The organism is Kribbella sp. NPDC049174 (genome assembly GCF_043197365.1).
In the GTDB taxonomy this organism is placed as follows: domain Bacteria; phylum Actinomycetota; class Actinomycetes; order Propionibacteriales; family Kribbellaceae; genus Kribbella.
In genome coordinates this window covers 396,722-418,721 of sequence record NZ_JBICSZ010000007.1, presented here as the reverse complement: position 1 = coordinate 418,721, position 22,000 = coordinate 396,722, and the positions used below count along the sequence as shown (strand labels likewise).

Sequence of the window (22,000 nt, the reverse complement as noted above, 5' to 3'; positions counted from 1 at the left end):
ATCAGACGATCTCGACCCTGTTCCCGTGGCCGTCGGCGGTGTGGAACCGCCGGCGGCCCGGGATCGTCTCGTTGTCCCAGGTCACGGGATAGCCCAGTTTCTCGAGCTTCTCGGCCAGCGCATCCAGGTCGTCGACGGCCAATGCCGGATGCGCCTTTCGAGCCGGCTGGAAGTCCTGCTCGACTCCGACGTGCACCTCCGCCGTACCCTCGCGGAACCAGCAACCGCCGCGAGCCTGCAGCAACGGTGGTTTCTCCACCTCGGTCATCCCGAGCGCATCGCGGTAGAACGCCCGTGCGATCTCCTCACCGCCCGGCGGACACGACACCTGCACGTGGTCGAGGCGCATCGTCAGGCCACCTTCTGGGCGACGGCGAAGATCCGGCGGAACGGCAGCAGTGTCCCGTACTCGCGTTGCCGGTAGACGTCGGCCAACCGAGCGCCGTACTCATCCTCGAACCGCTGCCGCATCTCATCCGGCAACGACTGCAGCACCGGCCGCGCGCCCGTCCCCTTCACCCACTCGAGTACGGCGTTGTCACCTTGCAGCAGGTGGTAGTACGTCGTCTCCCACGCGTCGACGACACACCCTTCGGCGCTCAGCGCATCGACGTAGGTGTCCGGACCGGGGACCTCGGCTCGCAGCGACGCGTTCTTCGCGTACTGCGCATAGGGCTCGGTCGCGGCCAGGTCGCGCAGGATCGAGTGCGACGGGGCGTTGCCGTTGCCGGGGATCTGGATCGCCAGCCAGCCGCCCGGCCGCAGCGCCTTGACGAAGCCGGGCAGCAGGTCGAGCTGCTCCGGGATCCATTGCAGGACCGCGTTCGTGACGATCACGTCCAGGGATCCCGGCTCGGCGGTCCACTCCAGCAGGTCGCCGATCTCGAACGTGAGCTGGTCGTCGGCGTACTGCTGGGCCGCCTCGATCATCTGCGGTGAGCTGTCGATCCCGCGGATGGTCGCCTCCGGCCACAGCTCCCGCAGCGTCACGGTCAGGTTGCCCGGACCGCAGCCGAGGTCGGCCACCGTGCGTACGTCGTCCGCCCGGATCCGGCCGACCAGGTCGGCGAACGGGCGGCCGCGCTCCTCGGCATAGGTGCCGTACTGCTGCGGACTCCAGACCGGTGACGTTCGCATGCTGCTGCCTCTCTCCGAGGATTTATCTTGATGTCGAGATACTCTAGGCATGCGAGTTGTCTTGATGTCAAGAGTCTTGATGGCGTAATCTCAACAGCATGGAAGACGAGGTCGATCGGCTGCTCGAGGCCTGGCGCAGAGAACGCCCCGACCTCGACGTCGCGCCGATGGAGGTGCTGTCGCGGGTCAGCCGGCTCGCGCGCCACCTGGACCGCGCCCGAAGTCAGGCATTCGAGACCCATGGCCTCGAGTCGTGGGAGTTCGACGTCCTCGCGGCCCTTCGCCGGGCCGGAGCGCCGTACCAACTCTCCCCCGGCAAGCTGCTGAAGGAAACCCTGGTCACCTCGGGCACGATGACGAATCGGGTCGACCGCCTGGCCGCTCGCGGCCTGGTCGAGCGCCTCCCGGACCCGGCCGACCGCCGGGGCGTGCTGGTCCAGCTCACCGACGCCGGGCGGGACGCGGTCGACGCCGCGATGGCCGACCTGCTGGCTCACGAGCGCACCCTGCTCGGCTCGATCAGCGATCGCGACCAGGCGAAGATCGCCCGCGTGTTGCGCGAACTGGTCCGGCCCTTCGACCTCGAAAAGCACTGAACCCGCATTGTTCCGGGCATCGGAGAAACCCCCGGGAATTGTGCCGGAATAATCCGAAAAGACGACCCGTCACTTCGCCCCGGTTCCGATCGTTGCTAGTTGCAACGAGATCGAGAGGCTGTTGTAGCGGTCGACTATCGACAGTGCGTGAGCGGGGCCACTAGGGTCCTTACTGTCGGTGGCTGACCGACCACGAAACGTTCAATTCAATGGTGACTTCGGCGGCAAGAGGTGGTCCGCCGAAAGTGGCCGCGCGGTGTCCGGGGCTCGGGGCCCGAACAACGCCGGCCGGCACGGGGCCCGCTCACCCGGTAGTCGCGGCGCGCCCTCCGAATCACAGGGGATCGGAGGGGGCGCCGCGACTCAGTTCTGTTTCCACACGTTTTCCACAGGCGCGGATAAAATATTACTCACCGGTCGGGATCGTGCGGTTGTTCACAACCTGGGGATTAACTCAGTGCGGATTTCCACCGCTGGAGATCATTCGGCGCGTTCGGCCGCGTCGAACCAGGCGGTTTCCAGTTCGGACCGTTCCTCGGCCAGCTTGCGCAGCTCGGTGTCGAGCTCGGCCAGCCGTTCGTAGTTGCTCGCGTTCGAGGCCAGCTGATCGTGCAGCTTGGCCTCGGTCTCGGTGAGCTTGGCGAGCTGGCGTTCGATCCGGTTCAGTTCCTTCTTCGCCGCCCGGGCCGCTGCCGCGTCAACCGCCGGCTCCTCGGGCTCGACCGCCTCAGCCGGTACGGCGGTTGTCGGACGGCGCGGCGGCTCGCCGGTGAGCTCGTCGATGTACTGGTCGACGCCGCGCGGCAGGTGGCGGACCTGACCGTCGCCCATGATCGCGTAGACCATGTCGCTGACCCGCTCGAGGAAGTACCGGTCGTGGGTGACGGTGACGACGACACCCGGCCAGCTGTCGAGGAAGTCCTCCAGCACCGTCAGCGTCTCGACGTCGAGGTCGTTGGTCGGCTCGTCGAGGATCAGCACGTTCGGCTCGTCGAGCAGGATGCGCAGCAACTGCAGCCGCCGGCGCTCACCACCGGACAGGTCGGAGATCCGCGTCGTCAGCTTGTCGCCGCTGAACCCGAACCGCTCCAGCAACTGCGACGACGTCAGCTCGCCACCCCGGCCGGCGAGTGCCGCCGTACGACGGATGTCGGTGATGTGCTGCAGCACCGTCGCCGTACCGTCGATCTCCTCGAGGGTCTGCGACAGGTTGGCGACGCGGACGGTCTTGCCCTGCTTGACGATGCCGCGGTCCGGCGGCAGCTGGCCGGTGAGGACTCTGAGGAACGTCGTCTTGCCGGCACCGTTCGGACCGAGCAGGCCGATCCGGTCGGCCGGGCCGAGACGGAACGTGACGTGGTTGAGCATCACCCGGTCGCCGAAGCTCAGGCTCACGTCCTCGGCGTCGAACACGTCCTTGCCGAGTCGCGCGGTCGCCAGCTGCGACAGCGCGAGCTTGTCGCGGGGCGGCGGCTCGTTCTCGATCAGGGCGTTGGCGGCATCGATGCGGAACTTCGGCTTGCTGGTGCGGGCCGGTGCGCCGCGACGCAACCAGGCGAGCTCCTTCTTCAACAGGTTCTGCCGCTTGGCCTCGGTGACCTGCGACGAGCGGGCGCGTTCTGCCTTGGCCAGTACGTAGGCGGCGTACCCACCGTCGTACGACGTGACGCTGCCGCCCTGCACCTCCCACGTGTCGGTACACACCGCGTCGAGGAACCACCGGTCGTGGGTGACGACGAGGAGGGCGCTGGCCCGGTCGACCACATGCTCGGCCAGCCAGCTGACCGCCTCGATGTCGAGGTGGTTCGTCGGCTCGTCGAGGATGAGCAGGTCCACCTCGGTGAGCAGGAGCCTGGCGAGTGAGGCCCGCCGCCGTTCGCCACCGCTCAGGGTGCCGACCTGCGCTTGGTGGTCGACTCCGCCGAGCAGGTGCTCCATCACCGAACGCGCACGCGGATCCGCCGCCCAGGTGTACGTCTCGACGTCGCCTAGCACCGCGTGCAGCACGGTCTGGTCGGGGTCGAGGTCGTCGGTCTGGCCGAGGTACCCGATCCGGACGTCGCGATTGTGGGTGATCCGGCCGTTGTCCGGTTCCTCCCGGCGGGCGAGGAGTCGCAGCAACGTCGACTTGCCGTCGCCGTTGCGCCCGACCACGCCGACGCGCTCACCCCGGCCGATGCCGAGGCTCACCGAGTCGAGCAGGGTACGGGTCCCGAAGCCTTTGGAAACGGCTTCCAGATTGACCAGATTAGGTGCGGGAGAACCAGCCATATCGCGGACCAGGGTATCCGACGGCTGTGAGCGTGCCAGGATCGTCCACGTGCTGACTCCTTCATGGCTCGACGGCCTCGAGTTGGGTGAGGTCGAATCCACTTCGCCGTTGGAAGGCGGTGTCGCCAACAAGACCTACCGCGTGGGTACGACGCTGGGCCGGTCGGTGATCGTGAAGACGCATGACGATCCTCCGCCCGGGATGTACGCAGTGGAGGCTGACGGGCTCAACGCGTTGCGGGTGCCTGGCGCGTTCGTCGTACCTGCGGTACTTCGGGTGGCGCCGGACTTCCTGGTGTTGGCCGATCTGGGCTCCGGCGCCCTGGCCGATCAGACTCCAGACTTCTGGCGCGACGCCGGCCACCGCCTCGCCATCCAGCACCAGCAGACCGCGGACAAGTTCGGCTACCACCAGGACAACTATCTGGGCCTACTCCCCCAGCGAAACCCGTGGACAGCCGACGGCCACACGTTCTTCGCCGAACACCGCCTCCTCCGCTACCTCGAAGTCCCCAACTGCTACAACGCCCTCCCCGCAGACGACCGCCACCGCCTGGAACGGCTCGCTGCCCGCCTCCCCGACCTGATCCCTCCGCAACCTCCGGCTCTCCTCCACGGCGACCTCTGGCACGGCAACCTCCTCCCAGGCCCCGCCCTGATCGACCCAGCCGTCTACTACGGCTGGGCCGAAGCCGAACTCTCCATGCTCGACGGCTGCGGCAACATCCCCGCCGACTTCTTCACCGCCTACGAGGAAGCGCACCCCCTGACGCCGGGCTGGCAGGCCCGCCTCCCCCTCCTCCACCTCCGCGAACACCTCTGCGTCCTGGCCCATTTCGGCCCCACCGAAAACGCACTGACCAAGATCCACGAAACCGTCGCGCCGTACTGAAGCCTTCACGCCTGGTTGAGGTGGAGGAGGTATTGCTTGTGGTTGAGGGGGTTGCCGTCGGTTCGGGAGCGGGTGGGGGTTGGGGCGGGGGCCGGGGTGTAGGTGGTGTCGGTGGTGGTGAGGATGCCTTCGCCGTGGGTCTGGCCGGGGAGGTGGGTTTCGAAGGGGTGGGTGGTGGCGGCCGGGATGGTGCCGTGCAGGGTCGCGATGTCTTCGTGGAGGGTGGCTTCTTCCACCAGGGCCCGGGATTCGGCCAGCAGGGACAGGACTCTCGACAGGGAGTCGGGTGGGACGTCGAGCTCGAAGTGGCTGACTGGTTCGTGGACGGTGGTGCCGGCGTCGGCGATGGCCTGCAGGAGAACCGGCGGGACGAGGCGGCGGAAGTCGGCGGCGACAGTGCCGGCTGAGTCGTAGCCGGTGTGGGTGACTGCTACCTCGATGTCTGGGATCTCCCAGCCGTGGAGTCCCTGCTGCAGGGTCAGCCCCACGGTTTCCTCGATCGCGGTGTGGAAGGCTCGCGGGAGGGCTCCGAGCTCGGACTCGATGCGGTAGTCGACGCCGACGTCACCGGGCGCAACGCGGAAGCCGACGGTAGCGGTCCAAGGGTTGTCCGGGTCACCCATCTCCCGGTGCGCCGTGCCGACCCCGTTCAGCCGTTCGATGTGGATCGGCCTAGTCTCACTGAAGTCGACCTCCAGGCCGTACTCAGTCTCCAGCAGCGATGCGATGACTTCCTTCTGCACCTCGCCGTACAGGCAGACCGTGAGGTCGTCGGCCTTGCGGACGCGGATCAGCGGATCCTGCTCGGCGAGTTGCGTCAGCGCCTGGTAGAGCTTCACCCGGTCGCGCGCGTCGACGGCCGTCTCGAGTGTCGGCGGCGCGAACAGCCGATCGACACCGTCGACGCGGTCGCCGAGCTGGTCGCCGATCTGGATGTCCTTCAAGCCCCGCAGCGCGACGATCTGGCCGGCCTCGACCCGGTCGACGGTACGGCGGGCTCCGCGCTCGAACAGCTCGACAGCACTCGGACGAGCCCGGTACGACGGACCTGCCGCCGGGTACACATCGACGTACGAACGCGGCGACAGCGACCCGGAGAACACCCGCGCCGACGCGACCTTCTGACCGGCCGCGGCCCGCTCGACCTTGAAAACCCTTGCCTGCAAGGACTCCGCGGCAGATCCCGTTGCGCGCGGCAACCACGACTGGATGCCGGAGATCACCTCCGGCACGCCGACACCGGTCATCGCGGACCCGAAGAAGACCGGATGCACCTGCGCCGCGCCGACCTGGCGCCGGAGCTCGGCCTCGATCTCGTCCACGTCGAGCGAGTCGTCCAGATAGCGCGCCAGGAACTGATCGTTGCGCTCGGCAAGCAGCTCGCTCAGCGCCTTGTTCCGCAGGTCGAACGGCTCGAACCGGGCCGCCCGGGTGCCGAGATCCGGCACCGACCCCATCGGCACACAGGCCGGGGTCAGCAAGCGCCCGATATCGGCCAGCAGGTCGTCGTACCGGGCGCCGAGGCGGTCGATCTTGTTCACGAACAGCAGCGTCGGGATGCGCAGGCGCTGCAGCGTGCGCATCAGCAGGCGGGTCTGGACCTGGACCCCCTCGACCGCGGAGATCACCAGCACCGCGCCGTCCAGGACGGACAGCGCGCGTTCGACCTCGGCGATGAAGTCCGAGTGTCCGGGGGTGTCGATCAGGTTGACGGTCAGGTCGCCCAGCTCGAACGACACCACCGCCGAGCGGATGGTGATCCCGCGCCGGCGCTCGAGGTCCATCGAGTCGGTCTGGGTGTTCCCGTCGTCGACCCGGCCGACCCGGTCGATCACACCGGCGGCGTGCAGCAGCCGCTCGGTCAGGCTGGTCTTACCGGCGTCGACATGCGCCACAATGCCCATCGTCAGAGAGTTCAAGGGTCCTCGCGAATGCGTCGAAGTGATCAGTCCTGCTGAGGTAGATCACAGCGCGGCGCATCCCGGTCTCCCATTCAATCTCTGTTCCGAGGCAAACGCTTGGATGGTAACCCGGCCGGGAATTGGCCGCGACTGATTTTCCGCGAACCCGTTCAGCGGCCGACGACCGCGCACTGCTGCTTCTTCCGCACCGGCCAGTCAAACGACCGCTTGGCCTCGCCAGCCCCGAGCTCGGCCTGGCCACCGTGTACGGCGTCGCGCAGTCGATCCGGCCGGGAGCCATCGGACTGGAGGAGACGGCGCAGGCGTGGTCCGAGGTCGGCGTGTTGTGGCACTTCAACGGGATCGACCACGGGTTCCACTGCACGTTGTTCTGGCCGGCGGTGTATCTCGCCTGCGGGGTGCCGCCGGAGGCGATCGGCGGCGCGCAGGTGAACGACTTCCCGACCGGCCTGGACCAGGCGATCCCGGCGAACGAGTTCCTCCACGACGAGGATGTCGACATCGTCCGCCTGTACCTCGCCTGGAACCGCCCCGACCGCTACCCGACCGACTTCACGCTGTCGGCGTACCGGCAGTTCGAGGCCTACGTCCGCCCGCTACTCGACGGCGCCGGCCGATCCACCCCGCCCGCCGCCTTGACCGAGGAGGACCTGAGACGAGCCGCAGCCGCGCTACACCCGCACGCCTTCGACCCACCGCTCGCCGTCCGCTCAGTCCTCACCGCCCTCGCGGCCAACGCCCCCGCCGCCGAGACCCTGCTACCGATCCTCACCGGCCGGTAGCTCGCGCGATCACCGGTTGACGGTGGCGGGGAGGATTCGGGCGCCGGGGACCGGGCCTTCGGCTTGGCGGACCATGCGGCAGAGGCCGGATTCGGCGAGTTCCACGGCCAGGTCGACGGCGCTGCGGCTGTCGGCGGCCAGGAAGAGGCAGGTGGGGCCGGAACCGGAGATCTGGGCGGCGAGGGCGCCCTGGTCGAGGCCGAACTGGAGGGTGTCGCCGAGCTCGGGCCGCAGCGACAGGGCGGCGGCCTGGAGATCGTTGCTGAGAGCAACCGCGAGGGCGCCGGGCTGGCCGGTCAGCAAGGCCGAGAGGAGCTCTGGTCGGACCGCCGGCGGCTCGACGCGGCGGATCGGACGCAGCCGGTCGAGCTCGCCGTACACGGCCGGCGTGGACAGGCCGCCGTCGGCGATCGCGAACACCCAGTGGAAGGTGCCGCGCGACATCACCTCGGTGACCTGCTCACCACGCCCCCGGCCGAGCGCCGTGTGCCCAACCAGGCAGAACGGCACGTCGCTGCCCAACTCCCCCGCGAGATGCTGCAACTCGGTCTGTGACAACTGCAAACCCCACAGCCGGTTGCACGCCACCAGAGTCGCTGCCGCGTCAGTCGAACCACCCGCCATCCCACCCGCGACCGGAATCGTCTTCCGGACGGTCAGCGCCACCCCCTCCTCGACGTCGTACTCGGCCTGCAGCAGCCGCGCCGCCCGCACCGCGAGATTGGTCTCGTCCGTCGGTACGTCGGCCGCGAAGTCGCCGACCACCTCGACCGAGATCGACGCATCGTCGTCCCGGACCACCGCGGTGACATCGTCGTACAGGGCGACGGCCTGGTAGACCGTGGCGACGGGGTGAAAACCGTCCGGGCGCGGCGGACCGACGGACAGACCGAGATTGATCTTGGCCGGCGACCGCACCGTGACCTCAGCAGAAGGTGGCACTCGCACAGGCTAGGGCATGTCCGTCCCTTCCATGCAGTAGCGAGCAGGTGCTCGGCGGAGTGCCTTGGGGCGCTGGGGCGAAGGTTGCGATGCTTCTATCCATCGTGACCTTTGCCCCAGTGCCGCGAGGTGCCCGCCGAGTGCCGCGCAGCACGCATGGAAGGGACGGACATGCCCTAGGTGCCTTACACAGTCCTAGCTGCACCGGCGAGCGCTGCGAACTCGGTGATGCCGAGCATCTCGCCGCGCAGCCGAGCGTCGATCCCGGTGCGGCTGAAGACCTCGTCCAGGCGGTCGCGGTCCGGCATCCAGCGGGCCAGTGCGGACCGGACGGTCTTGCGCCGCTGCGAGAAGGCCGCCTCGATCACCGCGAACACCTCCTCGCGCGTCGCCGCGGTGGCCGGTGGCTCCCGCCGCTCGAACGCGACCAGGCCCGAGTCGACGTTGGGAGCGGGCCAGAACACGTTCCGCCCGATCGGCCCGGCCCGGCGGACCTCGGCGTACCAGGCCGCCTTCGCCGACGGTACGCCGTACGTGCGCGACCCCGGCCCGGCCGCGAGCCGGTCGGCGACCTCGGACTGCACCATCACCAGCCCGTGCCGCAGCGAGTCGGACACCTCGAGCAGATGCAGCAGCACCGGTACGGCGACGTTGTACGGCAGGTTGGCCACACACGCGGACGGCGTCCCGATCTCGGCCGGTCCGACGGCCATCGCGTCCGCCTCGACCACGGTCAGCCGATCGGCCTGATCCGGCGCGTACGACGCGATCGTCGACGGCAGCGCGGACGCCAGCAACGGGTCGATCTCGACCGCGGTGACCCGATGCCCCGCGGCCAGCAACGCCAGCGTCAGCGAACCCAGTCCGGGGCCGACCTCCAGCACCGTCTCGCCGTCCGGGGACAGGCCGGCCGCCCGGACGATCCGGCGGACCGTGTTCGGGTCGATGACGAAGTTCTGCCCGCGCTGCTTGGTCGGGCGGACGCCGAGCGAAGCGGCCAGTGAACGCACATCAGCCGGACCGAGAAGCCTCGGTCCGGCTGATGTGGGTGAATCAGACGAGGTCACCCCGTCAGTGTGTCAGGCGCGGTGCAGTAGCTATGCCCACCCCACCGCCCCGGTCAGGCCCGCTGGCCGCAGACCGGCCAGTCGCCGTAGCCACCGCGAGCCGCCCGAACCTTCTCGGCGATCGCGATCTGCTGCGCCTTGCTGGCCAGGTGGGCGTTCTCCGCGTAGGCGTCGCCGCCGTACGCCACCCAGGTCTGGTGGCTGAACTGCAGGCCGCCGTAGTACCCGTTGCCGGTGTTGGTCGCCCAGTTGCCGCCCGACTCGCACTCCGCGATCCGGTCCCAGGCGCTCGTGTTACCGGTCGCCGGCGGCTCGGTGTCGGTGGTCGGTTCCTCGGGCTTCGGCTTGGTGCCGACGGTGACCTTCGCGTCGACCGGCGCGGTGACGATCTTGCTCGTGACCACCTTCGTGGTCGACAGCTTGCCGTCCAGGTAGGTGTACAGGTACGTGATCGACTTCTCGCCGGCCTTACCGGCGGCGGTGGTCTTCTTCGTCCCTTCGAGCACAGTGGCCGACTTGGTCTCGTCGGTGCCGAACGCGATCGCCTCGGTCTTGGTGACCGTCTTCAGGTCGACCTTGACGTACCCGATCTTGTTGACGCCGGGCTTGAGCGCGGTGGCCGGCGCCGGGCTGATCCGGTCGTCCTTGTCCCAGACGATCTTCGCGCCGGTCAGGGCCTCACCGACGGTCCCGGCCATCGACTTGATGGTCGCGACCTTGCCCTGCCGCAGAATCTGCACGGTCTTCGGGGTCTTGACCACGAGCTCCAGCCCCTCGCGCCCGATCGGCGCGCTCCGGCTGGTGGAGAAGACGGCTGCGGTGTCGTAGCGCAGACCCAGGTCGGCGAGCGCCTCGTTGACGCTGTCGGCAGTGGTCCAGAAAGCCTTCTTGGTGCCGTCGGCGTTGACGGTCAGCTGGCGACCGTACTCGACCGCGATCTCCTGGCCGTCCTTCAGCTTCGAGTCCAGCGACGGGGCAACGACATCGTGCTCGCCGACCTGAACTTTCTTGGCTTCGAGGGCGTCCGCCACGGTGGAGCCGAAGGTGTGAACCTGCTGCACCTGGCCGTCGACGGAAAGGCTGACGGTCTTGCTCTTGCTGGCATAGGCCACGGAGCCGCCCGCGACGGCAAACGCAGCCGTCGCACCGACGGCCACGATGATGGACTTACGCACTAACGCTCCCAGGTAGGGCTACCCGGGCACGGGGTCGGACAGCACAGGCGCGGGCCGCGAATGCCGGGATAACAGGGCCCGGAAACCACGGTCTACGCCGAGGGGCGTGCTGCCCGGGATCTTCCCCGATCCCGGCCAACATCACGAGACAGTAACGAGAATGTCCCGGAAGCGCCAATCCTCTCGTCGGCGAGTCGCAAAAAGGTGTAATGGGGCAGTTACGCCTGGTGATGGCCCCACTGCCCGCGATTCACCACTTCCGCCGTACTCCGGCGCCCTCGCTTGAGCGACGGGGATCGCTTGTCCGGGGCCCGGTAGCCGACCGACATCAGGCCGATCAGATCGAACCCGGCCGGCACCCCGAACTCCTGGTAGAGCTTGCCCACCTTGTCCGCGGGAGGCCCGAAAAAGCAGGCTCCCAGGCCTTCGTCGACGACCGTCTGCAGCATCAGCAGCACCGCCATCCCGGTGTCGACGTACCAGTACGGCGCCGTCCAGCGGGACTCGTCGCGGTCGGTCCAGCCCTTGTCCGGCTCGGTGTAGCGATCGAGGTACGCGTCCTTGTGCGCGAAGGCCAGGATCAGCAGCGGCGCACGGCGCAGGCCTGTGATCCATTCCACATACTTCTCGTCGACGTCCTCGGCCGTGATTGCCCAGTACCGGTCCCGGTCGTCGCCCTCCAGGGTCAGGAACGCCCACCCCTGGCTGAACCCGCCGGAGGGGGCGTGCAGACCGTTCTGCAGGATGCGTTCCCGGATCTCCGCGGGCACCGGGCGATCGGGGTCGTAGTTCCGGACCATCCGGCGCCGCCGGACCACCTCACTGAACTCCATGAGGCACTGTCTACCAGGCGCCGCCGAAGGCCCTGTTCGCGTTGGTGTTCAGAGCGTCGCAGAGCTCCGCGACCGAGATGTTCAGCACGCCGGCCATCTTCCGCACCGTGTGCGGGATCAGGTACGACGCGTTCGGCTGACCGCGATGCGGTGACGGCGTCAGGTACGGCGCATCCGTCTCCACCAGCAGGTGGTCGAGTGGGGTCACGGCCAGCGCGTCCCGCAGCGACTGGGCGTTCTTGAACGTCACCACTCCGGCGAAGCTCAGGAACGCACCCCGGTTCACGCACTCCCGGGCGAACTCGGTGTCACCGGAGAAGCAGTGCATGACCAGCCGGTCCGGCACACCCTCGCGGTCCAGGATCTTCAGGATGTCGTCGTGCGCGTCCCGGTCGTGGATCATCAGCGCCTTGTCGAGCCGCTTGGCCATGTCGATGTGCGCGGCGAACGACTCGTGCTGCGCGGCCCGGCCGTCCTCACCGGTCCGGAAGTAGTCCAGCCCGGTCTCGCCGATCACCCGGACCTTGTCCGAGCTCTTCGCCAGTTGCTCGATCTCGGCCAGCGCGCTGTCCAGCTCGCCGACGGCCTTCAGCTTCGGCGCCTCGTTCGGATGCAGGGCGACACCGGCGACAACGCTCTTGTACTGCTCCGCGGCCTCGACCGCCCAGACCGCACCCGGCAGGTCGCAGCCGACCTGGACGATCCGGGTGACCCCGACCGACGACGCCAGCTTGATCGCGTCGGCCGGGCTCAGCCAGGCACCGTCCTCGCCGTCGGCGATGTCCAGATGGCAGTGCGCGTCGACCACACTCATCGGCAGCGGATCGGGCACCGCCGGCCGGGTCCGGTCCCGCGAGCGGCCGTCCTCCCCGATGGCGGCCCGCTCGCGAGTGGGCCGGTGGACCTCCACACCGTCAGCAGACATACGGCCTAGATTACTGACTATTCCTCAGCTGATTCCTTGACCTTCGTCACGAGCATCTCCCACATGCCCTGGGAGTGCTGCGCCTCTTCCTCGCTGCCGTTGTTGTCCTGGGTGAGTTTCAGGTGGGTCGAGGTGCCGTGGTCGTCCAGCGTGTAGGTGAGGGTGTGGTAGTTCTCCGGTACGTCGGGCTGCCCGCTCAACGGGCTGTAGTGCGTCACCCGCAGCGTCCGGCCGGGGTCGATCTCCAGGATCTCGCCCTTGTCCTCGTACGCCTTGCCTTCGTACTCGCCGCTCCAGGTGATCGGACTGCCTTGCTGCCAGTCCGTCTTCACCTCGGCGCCGAACATGAACTTCCTGATCTCGTCGGGATCGGTCAGCACCTCCCACACCCGCGCCGGTGAGGCCTTGATATCCGTCTCCGCAGTGGCCAGGTAGTCGGCCATGTTCCTCAACTCCTCTCTCTACCCCGACCGTACGACCACCGGCGCTTACGGTCTTGTACAAACGCGTCACCCGAGTCGCGCGAGCTCCTCGTCGACCACCTCAGGCGCCAGCTTCGTGAAGATCGGGGTCGGCGGACGCACCGGAGTCCCGGGGACGACGGGCTCCTGGGCCCAGCGGGGTTGCGCGGAGTAGTCGCCGGTGATGATCGGGTACGGCGGGCCGCCGTCGAGGTCGTCGGCCTCGTGGATCTCCGGTCGGGGCAGGAAGGTGCCGGTGCCACCGAGGGCCTCGTGGACGCGTTGGGCCGAGTGCGGCAGGAACGGCGCGAGCAGACGGTTGCTGTCGGCTACCACCTGGGCGGCGACGTACAGGATCGTTGCCTTGCGTTCCGGGTCCGGCTCGTTCCAGGGCGCCTGCTTCGAGAGGTACTGGTTCGCCTCGGCCGCGTTCCGCATCGCCTCGCCGATCCCGAGTTTCAGTCGCTGGTGCCGGAGATGGTCGCCGACGGCCCCGAAAGCCTTGTTGCTGGCGGCAAGCAGTTGACGATCGGCCGGGACGAGCTCGCCGGCCGCCGGGATCGCACCGAAGTTCTTCGCGATCATCGACGCGGTCCGGTTCACCAGGTTGCCCCAGGTGCTGACCAGTTCGTCGTTGTTGCGGCGGACGAACTCGGCCCAGGTGAAGTCGGTGTCCTGCGTCTCCGGTCCGGCCACGGAGATGAAGTACCGCAGCGCGTCCGGCCCGTAGCGTTCGAGGACGTCGCGGACGTAGATCACCACCGAGCGGGACGACGAGAACTTCCGGCCCTCCATGGTGAGGAACTCGCTGCTGACCACCTCGGTCGGCAGGTTCAGAGCGCCGTACCGGCCGGGAGAACTGTTGTGGCCGAGGAGCTCGGCCGGCCAGATCTGGGCGTGGAAGGTGATGTTGTCCTTGCCCATGAAGTAGTACGACTGCGCGTCCGGATCGCACCACCACTTGCGCCAGGCGTCCGGATCGCCGGTGCGGCGGGCCCACTCGATGCTGGCGGACAGGTAGCCGATGACGGCGTCGAACCACACGTACAGGCGCTTGTTCGGGTTGTCCTCCCAGCCCGGCAGCGGGACTGGGATCCCCCAGTCGATATCGCGGGTCATCGCGCGCGGCCGGACGTCGTCGAGCAGGTTGAGGGCGAACTTCAGCACGTTGGGGCGCCAGCCGGTGCGGGTCTGCAGCCAGGAGCCGAGCGCGTCGGCGAGGGCCGGGAGATCGAGGAAGAAGTGCTCGGTCTCGACGAAGACGGGCGTCTCGCCGTTGATGCGGCTGCGCGGGTCGCGGAGGTCGATCGCGTCCAACTGGTTGCCGCAGTTGTCACATTGGTCCCCGCGTGCGGCAGGGTACGCACAGATCGGGCAGGTGCCCTCGATGTAGCGGTCCGGCAGGGTGCGTCCGGTCGACGGCGAGATCGCGCCCATCGTGGTCCGGGGGACGAGATAGCCGTTGCGGTGAACGGTTCTGAACAACTCCTGCGCGACGGCGTAGTGGTTGCGCGTGGTGGTCCGGGTGAACAGGTCGTACGACAACCCGAGACCCTGCAGGTCCTCGACGATCACCCGGTTGTAGCGATCCGCCAACTCACGAGGCGTCACACCTTCCCGCTCGGCCTCCACCAGGATCGGCGTACCGTGCTCGTCCGTCCCCGACACCATCAACACGTCATGACCAGCCATCCGCAGATACCGGCTGAACACGTCGGAGGGCACACCGAAGCCGGACACATGGCCGATATGCCTGGGCCCGTTCGCATACGGCCAGGCCACGGCAGACAGAATGCTGGTCATCTGCCGACTGTAGAACGCCCGCAGCCTGGCGGCGATCGCATTCCGGCAGGAACGACGCCGACTCAGCAGACCGGTTGGTAGGGGACGCCTGGCAGGTACCTCGCCCATTCGTCCTCGGACACCGAATCCCCGCCGGCGGAGCAGACCAGTTCAGCAGCCTGCAAGGGATTCATCTCCCAAAGCCTGACCGTCCGGTCCGATCCTCCGGTGACGACGGTGTGGCCATCCGGGCTGAACCCGACCGCCCACACCGCCGCATCGGACGCGCTGAGCATTGCCACGGTCTCGGGTCGATCCGGCGTACCCACGTCCCAGAACCAAACCTGGCCACTTCGCGTACTCGCGGCCAGCGTGTGACCATCCGGACCGAAGGCAACGGATGTCACGGTGCCATCCGGACCTCTCAGCGCCGCACCGATCGGGACGAGCGCGGCGGGATCGGTGACGTTCCAGAGTCGCACCGTACCGTCGGCGCTCCCGGTGGCAAGGAGCTTGCCGTCCAGGCTGAAGGCGGCCGAGTACAGCAGGTCAGCAGACCCCTTGACCGGAGGCAGCGCGCGCAACTGCCGCGGATCAGTCATGTCCCACAGCCTGATCACCCCGTCCGCGGTCACTCCGGCCAGTGTCCGACCGTCTGGGCTGATGGCGACCATGTAGATGTAGTTGCTGTCGCCACCGGGTGCGACCGGGAGAGCTGCTGGGTGGCCCGGAACGCTCACGTCCCACAGGTGCACCCTGCCGTCATCGGCCCCGGCCGCCAGAATCCGGTTGTCCGGACTGAAGGCCAGCGACTCCACCACCGCGCCCGGACCCTGCAGAGGTGGCCCGAGGGACTTCGGCCGGGCGGGATCGCTGACGTCCCAGAGGAGAACTGAGGTCCCTGTGGTCCCGCCGGCAAGGATCTTCCCGTTCGGACTCAACGCCCCCGCTCCGCTGATCGGCTTATCCGCCAGCGGTGACAGCAAACCCGCTGCGAGGGCGACCGGTGCTCGCGGCTGAGAGACGTCCAGGAGGAAGGCACCTCCCCCGAACGCTGCCAATGACCGACCGTCCGGGCTGAACGCGGCGGATGCCACCGTTGACGTCGGGCCGCTGATCACCGGCCCGGGGATCGACCACAGCCGGGCGACCCCGTCGTACCCAGCAGTCAACAGTGTCCGATCCCCGTTCGTGAACGCGACCGACGAGACCGGCTCGGCATGAGGCAGGTTGGCGACCAGACGCCCGGTGGCCAGCTCCCAGACCTGTGCGACGTTCTCCGAACTGCCGATCGCCAGCAATCTGCCGTCCGGACTGAACGCGACCGCGTTCACCCAGTTCTCCGGCACCTGGATCGGCGACGACGTTCGGCGCGGCGCCTCGGGCTTCGTCAGGTCCCAGAACTGCAGCAGACCCTTCGTGCCACCGACGGCCAACTGCCGCCCCTGTGGAGCGAACTTCAGCGCATTGAGCTGCGTTGAGCCGATCTGCACCTGGCCCACTTGGCGGACCTCCCCGAGATCGCGGGCATCCCAGACGTACAACACGCCAGCGGCGTCTCCGGCCACAAGCGTGCTCCCGTCGGAGCTGAACGCGACGCTCTGGACAAAGCCTTTCAGCGGAGGCAGGGCTGCCAGCGAGACCGCATGGGCAGGGTCACGGACATCCCACAGTCGAACGATCCGGTCAGAGCTGCCGGCCGCGAGGGTCCTGCTGTCCGGCGTGAAGGCCAGTGAATAGACGGTTCCAGCCGGACCCGCAGGCAGTACGCCGAGGGGGATCGGCCGTCCCGGATCCGCGACGTTCCAGAGCCGGACGTTCTGGTCCCGGCCGCCGGTCGCCAGCAGCCGGCCATCCGGGCTGACGGCCAGCCCGAAGACCGGCAGCGTGTGATCGGTCAGCGGCGTCCCGATGGCGCGCGGATGGCGAGGATCGCCGAGATCCCAGGTAAGGACGGCGGTGTCTCCCGGGCCTGTGCCGGCCGCGAACATCGTCCGGCCGTCCGGTGTGAGCACCACGTTCTGTGCGCCCTTCGAAGGCCGCACGATCCGCGTGACCGGCGGAGTCCCGGTGGCGTCGAGCAGACTCGATCTCGCTTCCATCGTCGGTGCGATGGCGTACGAAGCCAATGACAACCGAGCCGCGAGGGCCGGGTCGGTCGCACGCAGGCGGTCCGCGGTGATCGCCACCTGGCGCGACATCGCCAGGTCGCGTTCCTTGTCGGCCGCATCGCGCTTCCAAAAGGCGTAGACGGCCAGCCCCGCCGTCGCCAGGGCAAGCACGGTCAGTGCCGCGACCATCCGCTGCAGCCGGTGGGTTCGGCGCCGAGTTGCCTCCCGGTCGAGGCGTTCCGCAGTCAGGCTGGTGGTGAGGAACTCCAGTTCCAGTGCGTTGAGGTCGCGGCCGGGCGCGTCACGGGCGGTCCAGTCGCGGACGCCGTCGAGCTTCCCGCCGCGATAGAGGGATCCCGGATCTCGGTCGAGATCCCGCCACTGCTTGGCGGCGTCGGCGAGTTGGCCGTGCCGCCGGAGTCCGTCGCGATCGCTGTCGATCCAGCCCCGCAGCCGCGGCCAGGCCGACAGCAGCGCTTCGTGGCTGATCTCGACCGTGTCCGCGTCCATCGTGAGCAAGCGCGCTCCGACGAAGTGCTCGATGACATCGTCCAATTCGGCGGCGGTGTCGCCGACGCCCTCCAGTTCGGCACGACTCACCTTGCGGCGGGTGTCGGTCGTGTCGTCCCCCAGGTTCACGAGCCGAAGGAAGACCCGTTGGGCGACGAGCTGCTGAGCCTTGCTGAGATCGCCGTACACCGCTTCGGCAGTCTCCGCGACCGCACCTTTGATTCCGCCCGTCGACAGATACCCTCGCGTCGTCATCCGGCCGCGCTCCGCACGCTGCCAGGTGGCCAGGAGCGCGTGCGACAGCAACGGCAGAGCACCGGCCCCGGACTGCGCCACACCGGCCGGAGCCGTACCGGGCGCTGCCTCCCGGATCAGCAGTTCGACGAGTCCCCCGTCGAGTTCGACGTTGGCCTTCGCGGCCGGCTCGGCAATCGCACGCCGCAACTCCACCTCGCTCATCGGCCCGACGACGAACTGCGCGTTCTGCAGAGCGGTGGCGACCTCGGAGTACCGCAGTGCCTGTGGGTAGAAGTCGGCGCGCAGGCCCAGCACGACGACCGTGGCCACCGGCGGCCTGGCGTCCGGTCCTCGACGCAGCGCTGGTGCGTGGGCGGCCGCGTTCAGAGCCGCGATGAACGAGCGACGCTCCTGCTCATCGAGACACATCGTGAACAGTTCCTCGAACTGATCCACGACGACGAGCAGCCGATCGGCGACATCGGCCGCACCTCTCCCGCTCGGCGCCGCCGGACGTGTGGCGGCTGTGACGAACCTGGCGACCTGTTCGAGCACGGCGGCCGCCGGATCGGCGCTGATGAGTTCGGCAAGCCGATCCGTCTGGACCTCAGTACCGGTAGCAAGCGCAGCCGCCAACTGTTGCACGGGATCGGCGCCAGGGGTCAGGAGAGCTACCGGCCAGGCGGGCCGGCCGGGCGCGGCGCGCGTACCCAGAGCCGGGACAACGCCGGCCCGAAGGAGCGACGACTTCCCCGAACCGGATGCTCCGACGATGACCTGCAGACCACCGCCACCGGCATGGAGAGCCAGGATCTGACTGGCCACCTGCTCGGTCAGAGCCTCGCGTCCGAAGAACCAGTCGGCATCCCCGGGCTGGAAGCTGGCAAGGCCCCGATAGGGTGCGGTTCCTCCCCTCGGGCCGGGAGCCCGCCGAACCCGGCGCCAGGCTTGAAGCCAACGCTCGATCTCATCGTCGGCCGTGACTCCGCACTCGCGCAGAACCCTTATCAGCAAGGCCTTCGACGCGTCCGACGGAAGACTTCGTCCGGCGAACCATTCGCCCAGCGTGCTGTGCGGCTGACTTCCGTCGATGGCTCTCGAGATGTCCCGTACCGTCCGGCCTGCCTGACTGCGGAGCAACGTCAGTTCATCGGAGAACTGACTTCGAGTCTGTACCCGGTCCGGAGACGCCCCCAGCGGCTCAACAGATCTTTCCCCCATTGCGGCCCCCCTCAAAGCCCACTCCCACAGGGAGTGATCAAGACGCTACAGGAGAGAACCGGTGGGCGCTGTACGTCGGCCGTACGAGTTTGTACGGACATCTGCCGCGCACCTACCCGATCACCCTTCGACGGCTGACCGTGGTCTCGAGCGCTGTGCTCGGCACTGGGGTCCGTCCGGCAATCCCGGATCGATCCCCGGAGGGGGAACCAATGAACAGCAGCCGACCTCGTGGGCCCAGACCGGCGCCCACACCGATCCGACCGCGTCGTTATCCCATCGCCTGTGTCGGACCCGCTGAGGTGCATCCGACCGGACCCGACATCCGCCTGAGGGTCGGCCCGCTACCGATCCGCGCGCTCCGCGCCGTCTGGGGCGCTGCCCGGCGACTGTTCAGCGTTCCCGCGGTTCCACCGCCGACCGGCGTGCCGTCACCCGGACCGCGTCCCCGGCACCGAGGCGCTCCGCGTTGTCTGCACTGCAAGGTGCCGATGAGGGAGAAGCATCGCAACGTGCCAGATCCCTTTGGCGTGTGGTCCGTCTTCGCCTGCTACGCGGTCTCCTGCGCGGTCTGCCAGGGCTCCTGCCGGAACGAGTCCCGGATGTTCCTCCCGCCACACTGGCAGTCGGGTCTTCCGGGCGAGATCACCCACCTCTGATCGACCCGGGTTCGGGAGGGGGATCCCGGGTTGGCGGTGAGGCGGGCTCCCGCCTCACCGCTCCTTCGATCCCAGCGACTGTGGGCTGGGCCGACTACAGCAGTACGACGACCTTGCCCTGGGCGTGGCCGGATTCGCTCAGCTCCTGGGCCTTGGCTGCGTCGGAGAGCGCGAAGGTCTCGGCGACCCGGACCGTCAGGTTGCCGTCCGCGGCGGCCTGGAGCTGCTTCGACAGCCCGGCGCCGATCTCCTCGGGTGAGGCCGAGCTGGCCGCCGAGACCGCGACGCCCAGGGCGCCGGCCTGCATGTCGGCGATGGTGACGATGCGGTCGGTGCCGCCGCGAAGCTCGATCGACTCCTCCAACCCGCCCTGGCCGGCCGCGTCGAACACCGCGTCGATCCCCTGCGGCGCGGCCTCGCGGACCCGGTCGAGCAGTCCGTCGCCGTACGCGACCGGGATCGCGCCGATCTCGCGCAGGAAGTCGTGGTTCACGGGCGACGCCGTGCCGATGACCGTGGCACCGGCGGCCGTCGCGAGTTGTACGGCGATCGAGCCGACACCGCCCGCGGCACCGTGCAGGAGCAGAGTCTCGCCGTCCTTGATCCCGAGCTCGTCCAGGACGCGCTGAGCCGTCTCACCCGCGACCGGCAGACCGACCGCCTGCTCCCAGCTCACCCCGGCCGGCTTCGGTACGACGTTGCCGACGACCGCGTGCTCGGCGTACGAGCCGGTCGTGGACCAGCCGACGACCTCGTCACCGATCGCGAACTCCGCGCCCGCACCGACCTCGTCGACCACCCCGGCGACCTCGAGCCCGGGCGTCGCCGGGAAGGTGACGTCGATGAAACCCTGGGTCCAGCCGCGGCGGATCTTGAAGTCGATCGGGTTCACCCCGGCGGCCCGGACGCTGACCCGCACCTCCCCCGGTCCGGCGTGCGGCTCGGCCACGTCCTGGGTCCGCAGCACCTCGGGACCGCCGAACTCCTCGAAAACCACCGCGTGCATGTTCTGCCTCCATCGATTGATTGATGCTTCAATCAAGGGTGGCCGGACTCGGTGGAGATCCGACTGGCCGTTCGGACAGTTGTCCACCGCCCGAAAGACGGGCTCGGGTGGACGCGTCAACCGACGTACCCTGAAGAACATGTTGATGACAGGCGAGAGCGTCGGAGCCGCGGAGGTGCTCGCGTCGGTGGCGCAGATCATCGACGGACCCGCGTCGGAGTTGCTCGAGCGGCTGTCGGCGGCGACCGCCGAGCTGATCCCGCACCGCGCGGTCGCCCAGCTCGCCTCCCAATGTGCGTCCACACCTGTCACCGCACACGGCGAGCCCGCGCTGGCCGAGGCCATCACGGGTGCCGACCTAGCCGCCCTGCTCGGCACCGTCACCGCCGGTCAGCCGTGGCAAGGCGTAGTACCGATCGCGGGCTCGGACCACCCAGTCCTCGCCGTCTCCAGCGACCGGGCACCGCGCGGATCGGTGGTCGTCTTCATCCGGTACGACGAGACGCCGACGGCCACCGCCGTGATGATCCAGCACCTGTGGGACCTGGTCACCGCGCACATGTACCGGCTCACCCTCGAGCGGGAGCCCGGCGCGCTGGCGCAGAACCGGGCCGTCGCGGAGGCCCGCGCCGACGTCGCCGCCGAGCTCGGCGAAGCCCACGCGGCCACGCTCGCCACCCTCCTCGGCGTCCTGCGGAACCAACGGATCGACGACGCCTCGGCTCGCTCGATGGCGGTCGAGCTGGCGCTGAACGGCCTGGCCGAGCTCCGGACCGACACCCAGCGGGACCGGGTGTGCAGCGGCGAGGAGCCGGCCGGCAAGGCCTTCGACCGACTCACCGACTCGCTCCGCGCCCTGCTCCGGCACGGGCCGGTCGAGCTCGAACTGGACGCCCCCGGCAATGACCGGCTGATCCCGGCCGGCGTCGCCCATCGGGCCCGGGTCGCCGTCCGGTCCGTCGTCCTCGCGATGCTCACCCAGGACCAGGTACGACGGATCCGGGTCGGCTGGCGGTGGACCGGGACGGAGCTCACCGCGACCGTCCGCGACGACGGCCCCGGTCGGCTCGAGGACGTCCTCGACCTCGGCCAACTGGCCGAACGGCTCCGCCTGCACGAAGGCGACCTCGACCTGGACGCCGTCCCCGGCTGGGGCCTGACCGCCCGGATCACCCTCCAGGCCAGCTCGACACCCCAGACGATCACCTCAGACCCGCTGGCCGCCCTCGGCACCCGCGAGCTGGAAGTCCTCGAACGCCTGGCCCAAGGTCACCGCAACCGCTCCATCGCCGACGCCCTCCACATCAGCGAATCCACGGTCAAGTTCCACGTCGCCAACATCCTCACCAAGCTCGCAGTCACCAGCCGGACCCAGGCCGCCGCCCTCTACCACGCAACGGCGGTCTAGGTCGTGTCTGGTGGTCCCGCGCCGTAGCGAGCAGGTGCTCGGTGCGGTAGCTCGCCGCACTGG

Annotated in this window: 18 protein-coding genes; 5 read left to right on the top strand and 13 right to left on the bottom strand. The window is 68.7% G+C overall.

Annotation, left to right across the window (positions count from 1 at the left end; translation table 11 throughout):
• Position 1 precedes the first annotated feature (1 nt).
• Complete coding sequence (locus ACGFIF_RS31720) at positions 2-349, bottom strand: VOC family protein (RefSeq protein ID WP_393159636.1); 348 nt, start codon at positions 347-349, stop codon at positions 2-4.
• Between the two features lie 2 nt (positions 350-351).
• Positions 352-1,137 carry a methyltransferase domain-containing protein gene (locus tag ACGFIF_RS31715; RefSeq protein WP_393159634.1) on the bottom strand — a complete coding sequence of 262 codons (786 nt, stop codon included), beginning with the start codon at positions 1,135-1,137 and terminating at the stop codon, positions 352-354.
• 98 nt (positions 1,138-1,235) lie between these two features.
• Between ACGFIF_RS31715 and ACGFIF_RS31710 the strand changes: the two genes are divergently transcribed.
• Positions 1,236-1,733, top strand: a complete 498-nt coding sequence (locus ACGFIF_RS31710; protein WP_393159632.1) for a MarR family winged helix-turn-helix transcriptional regulator — start codon at positions 1,236-1,238, stop codon at positions 1,731-1,733.
• 480 nt (positions 1,734-2,213) lie between these two features.
• Here ACGFIF_RS31710 and ACGFIF_RS31705 read toward each other — a convergent pair whose 3' ends face one another.
• Entirely contained in the window at positions 2,214-4,004 is a 1,791-nt protein-coding gene (locus tag ACGFIF_RS31705) for an ABC-F family ATP-binding cassette domain-containing protein (protein ID WP_393159629.1), read from the bottom strand.
• 49 nt (positions 4,005-4,053) lie between these two features.
• Between ACGFIF_RS31705 and ACGFIF_RS31700 the strand changes: the two genes are divergently transcribed.
• Complete coding sequence (locus ACGFIF_RS31700; protein ID WP_393159626.1) at positions 4,054-4,896, top strand: fructosamine kinase family protein; 843 nt, start codon at positions 4,054-4,056, stop codon at positions 4,894-4,896.
• 5 nt (positions 4,897-4,901) lie between these two features.
• Here the strand turns inward: ACGFIF_RS31700 and ACGFIF_RS31695 are convergent, their stop codons facing one another.
• Complete coding sequence (locus ACGFIF_RS31695; protein WP_393159623.1) at positions 4,902-6,800, bottom strand: GTP-binding protein; 1,899 nt, start codon at positions 6,798-6,800, stop codon at positions 4,902-4,904.
• Positions 6,801-7,060: 260 nt separating this feature from the next.
• Here ACGFIF_RS31695 and ACGFIF_RS31690 point away from each other — a divergent pair, with 260 nt between their 5' ends.
• Positions 7,061-7,600 (top strand): hypothetical protein, encoded by a 540-nt coding sequence (locus ACGFIF_RS31690; RefSeq protein WP_393159619.1) that lies wholly within the window; start codon positions 7,061-7,063, stop codon positions 7,598-7,600.
• Positions 7,601-7,609: 9 nt separating this feature from the next.
• On the opposite strand, the gene ACGFIF_RS31685 is transcribed toward ACGFIF_RS31690, so the two are convergent.
• The 8 genes from ACGFIF_RS31685 to ACGFIF_RS31650 all read right to left on the bottom strand — a co-directional run bounded on the left by ACGFIF_RS31685 (position 7,610) and on the right by ACGFIF_RS31650 (position 18,864).
• Positions 7,610-8,548 carry a 4-(cytidine 5'-diphospho)-2-C-methyl-D-erythritol kinase gene (locus tag ACGFIF_RS31685; protein WP_393159617.1) on the bottom strand — a complete coding sequence of 313 codons (939 nt, stop codon included), beginning with the start codon at positions 8,546-8,548 and terminating at the stop codon, positions 7,610-7,612.
• Between the two features lie 179 nt (positions 8,549-8,727).
• Positions 8,728-9,609, bottom strand: a complete 882-nt coding sequence (gene rsmA / locus ACGFIF_RS31680; protein WP_393159614.1) for a 16S rRNA (adenine(1518)-N(6)/adenine(1519)-N(6))-dimethyltransferase RsmA — start codon at positions 9,607-9,609, stop codon at positions 8,728-8,730.
• A 53-nt stretch (positions 9,610-9,662) separates the two neighbouring features.
• A complete protein-coding gene (locus tag ACGFIF_RS31675; RefSeq protein WP_393159612.1) occupies positions 9,663-10,784 on the bottom strand; it encodes a ubiquitin-like domain-containing protein in 1,122 nt (373 codons plus the stop codon).
• 218 nt (positions 10,785-11,002) lie between these two features.
• Positions 11,003-11,617: a nitroreductase family protein gene (locus ACGFIF_RS31670; RefSeq protein WP_393159610.1), complete on the bottom strand. Its 615-nt coding sequence runs from the start codon at positions 11,615-11,617 to the stop codon at positions 11,003-11,005.
• Between the two features lie 10 nt (positions 11,618-11,627).
• Positions 11,628-12,542, bottom strand: a complete 915-nt coding sequence (locus ACGFIF_RS31665; RefSeq protein WP_393159606.1) for a TatD family hydrolase — start codon at positions 12,540-12,542, stop codon at positions 11,628-11,630.
• 17 nt (positions 12,543-12,559) lie between these two features.
• On the bottom strand, positions 12,560-12,985 hold the full coding sequence (locus ACGFIF_RS31660; RefSeq protein ID WP_393159604.1) for an SRPBCC domain-containing protein: 426 nt from the start codon (positions 12,983-12,985) through the stop codon (positions 12,560-12,562).
• 66 nt (positions 12,986-13,051) lie between these two features.
• Positions 13,052-14,806, bottom strand: coding sequence for a methionine--tRNA ligase (metG, locus tag ACGFIF_RS31655; RefSeq protein WP_393159601.1), 1,755 nt, complete (start codon positions 14,804-14,806; stop codon positions 13,052-13,054).
• 62 nt (positions 14,807-14,868) lie between these two features.
• The gene (locus ACGFIF_RS31650; protein ID WP_393159598.1) at positions 14,869-18,864 is read right to left on the bottom strand and encodes a hypothetical protein; all 3,996 of its coding nucleotides are present in this window, start codon (positions 18,862-18,864) and stop codon (positions 14,869-14,871) included.
• A 512-nt stretch (positions 18,865-19,376) separates the two neighbouring features.
• Between ACGFIF_RS31650 and ACGFIF_RS31645 the strand changes: the two genes are divergently transcribed.
• Entirely contained in the window at positions 19,377-19,523 is a 147-nt protein-coding gene (locus ACGFIF_RS31645) for a hypothetical protein (protein WP_393159596.1), read from the top strand.
• Between the two features lie 94 nt (positions 19,524-19,617).
• Here the strand turns inward: ACGFIF_RS31645 and ACGFIF_RS31640 are convergent, their stop codons facing one another.
• On the bottom strand, positions 19,618-20,529 hold the full coding sequence (locus ACGFIF_RS31640) for an NADP-dependent oxidoreductase (protein WP_393159595.1): 912 nt from the start codon (positions 20,527-20,529) through the stop codon (positions 19,618-19,620).
• Between the two features lie 139 nt (positions 20,530-20,668).
• Here ACGFIF_RS31640 and ACGFIF_RS31635 point away from each other — a divergent pair, with 139 nt between their 5' ends.
• Positions 20,669-21,937 carry a LuxR C-terminal-related transcriptional regulator gene (locus ACGFIF_RS31635; protein ID WP_393159593.1) on the top strand — a complete coding sequence of 423 codons (1,269 nt, stop codon included), beginning with the start codon at positions 20,669-20,671 and terminating at the stop codon, positions 21,935-21,937.
• Positions 21,938-22,000 lie beyond the last annotated feature (63 nt).

Bases quoted from the DNA above. Each gene is read 5' to 3' on its own strand.
- ACGFIF_RS31710 (WP_393159632.1), top strand. From the start codon at position 1,236: ATGGAAGACGAGGTCGATCGGCTGCTCGAGGCCTGGCGCAGAGAACGC.
- ACGFIF_RS31660 (WP_393159604.1), bottom strand. From the start codon at position 12,985: ATGGCCGACTACCTGGCCACTGCGGAGACGGATATCAAGGCCTCACCG.
- ACGFIF_RS31670 (WP_393159610.1), bottom strand. From the start codon at position 11,617: ATGGAGTTCAGTGAGGTGGTCCGGCGGCGCCGGATGGTCCGGAACTAC.
- ACGFIF_RS31720 (WP_393159636.1), bottom strand. From the start codon at position 349: ATGCGCCTCGACCACGTGCAGGTGTCGTGTCCGCCGGGCGGTGAGGAG.
- ACGFIF_RS31665 (WP_393159606.1), bottom strand. From the start codon at position 12,542: ATGTCTGCTGACGGTGTGGAGGTCCACCGGCCCACTCGCGAGCGGGCC.
- ACGFIF_RS31640 (WP_393159595.1), bottom strand. From the start codon at position 20,529: ATGCACGCGGTGGTTTTCGAGGAGTTCGGCGGTCCCGAGGTGCTGCGG.
- metG (WP_393159601.1), bottom strand. From the start codon at position 14,806: ATGACCAGCATTCTGTCTGCCGTGGCCTGGCCGTATGCGAACGGGCCC.
- ACGFIF_RS31650 (WP_393159598.1), bottom strand. From the start codon at position 18,864: ATGGGGGAAAGATCTGTTGAGCCGCTGGGGGCGTCTCCGGACCGGGTA.
- ACGFIF_RS31695 (WP_393159623.1), bottom strand. From the start codon at position 6,800: ATGGGCATTGTGGCGCATGTCGACGCCGGTAAGACCAGCCTGACCGAG.
- ACGFIF_RS31715 (WP_393159634.1), bottom strand. From the start codon at position 1,137: ATGCGAACGTCACCGGTCTGGAGTCCGCAGCAGTACGGCACCTATGCC.
- ACGFIF_RS31635 (WP_393159593.1), top strand. From the start codon at position 20,669: ATGTTGATGACAGGCGAGAGCGTCGGAGCCGCGGAGGTGCTCGCGTCG.
- ACGFIF_RS31705 (WP_393159629.1), bottom strand. From the start codon at position 4,004: ATGGCTGGTTCTCCCGCACCTAATCTGGTCAATCTGGAAGCCGTTTCC.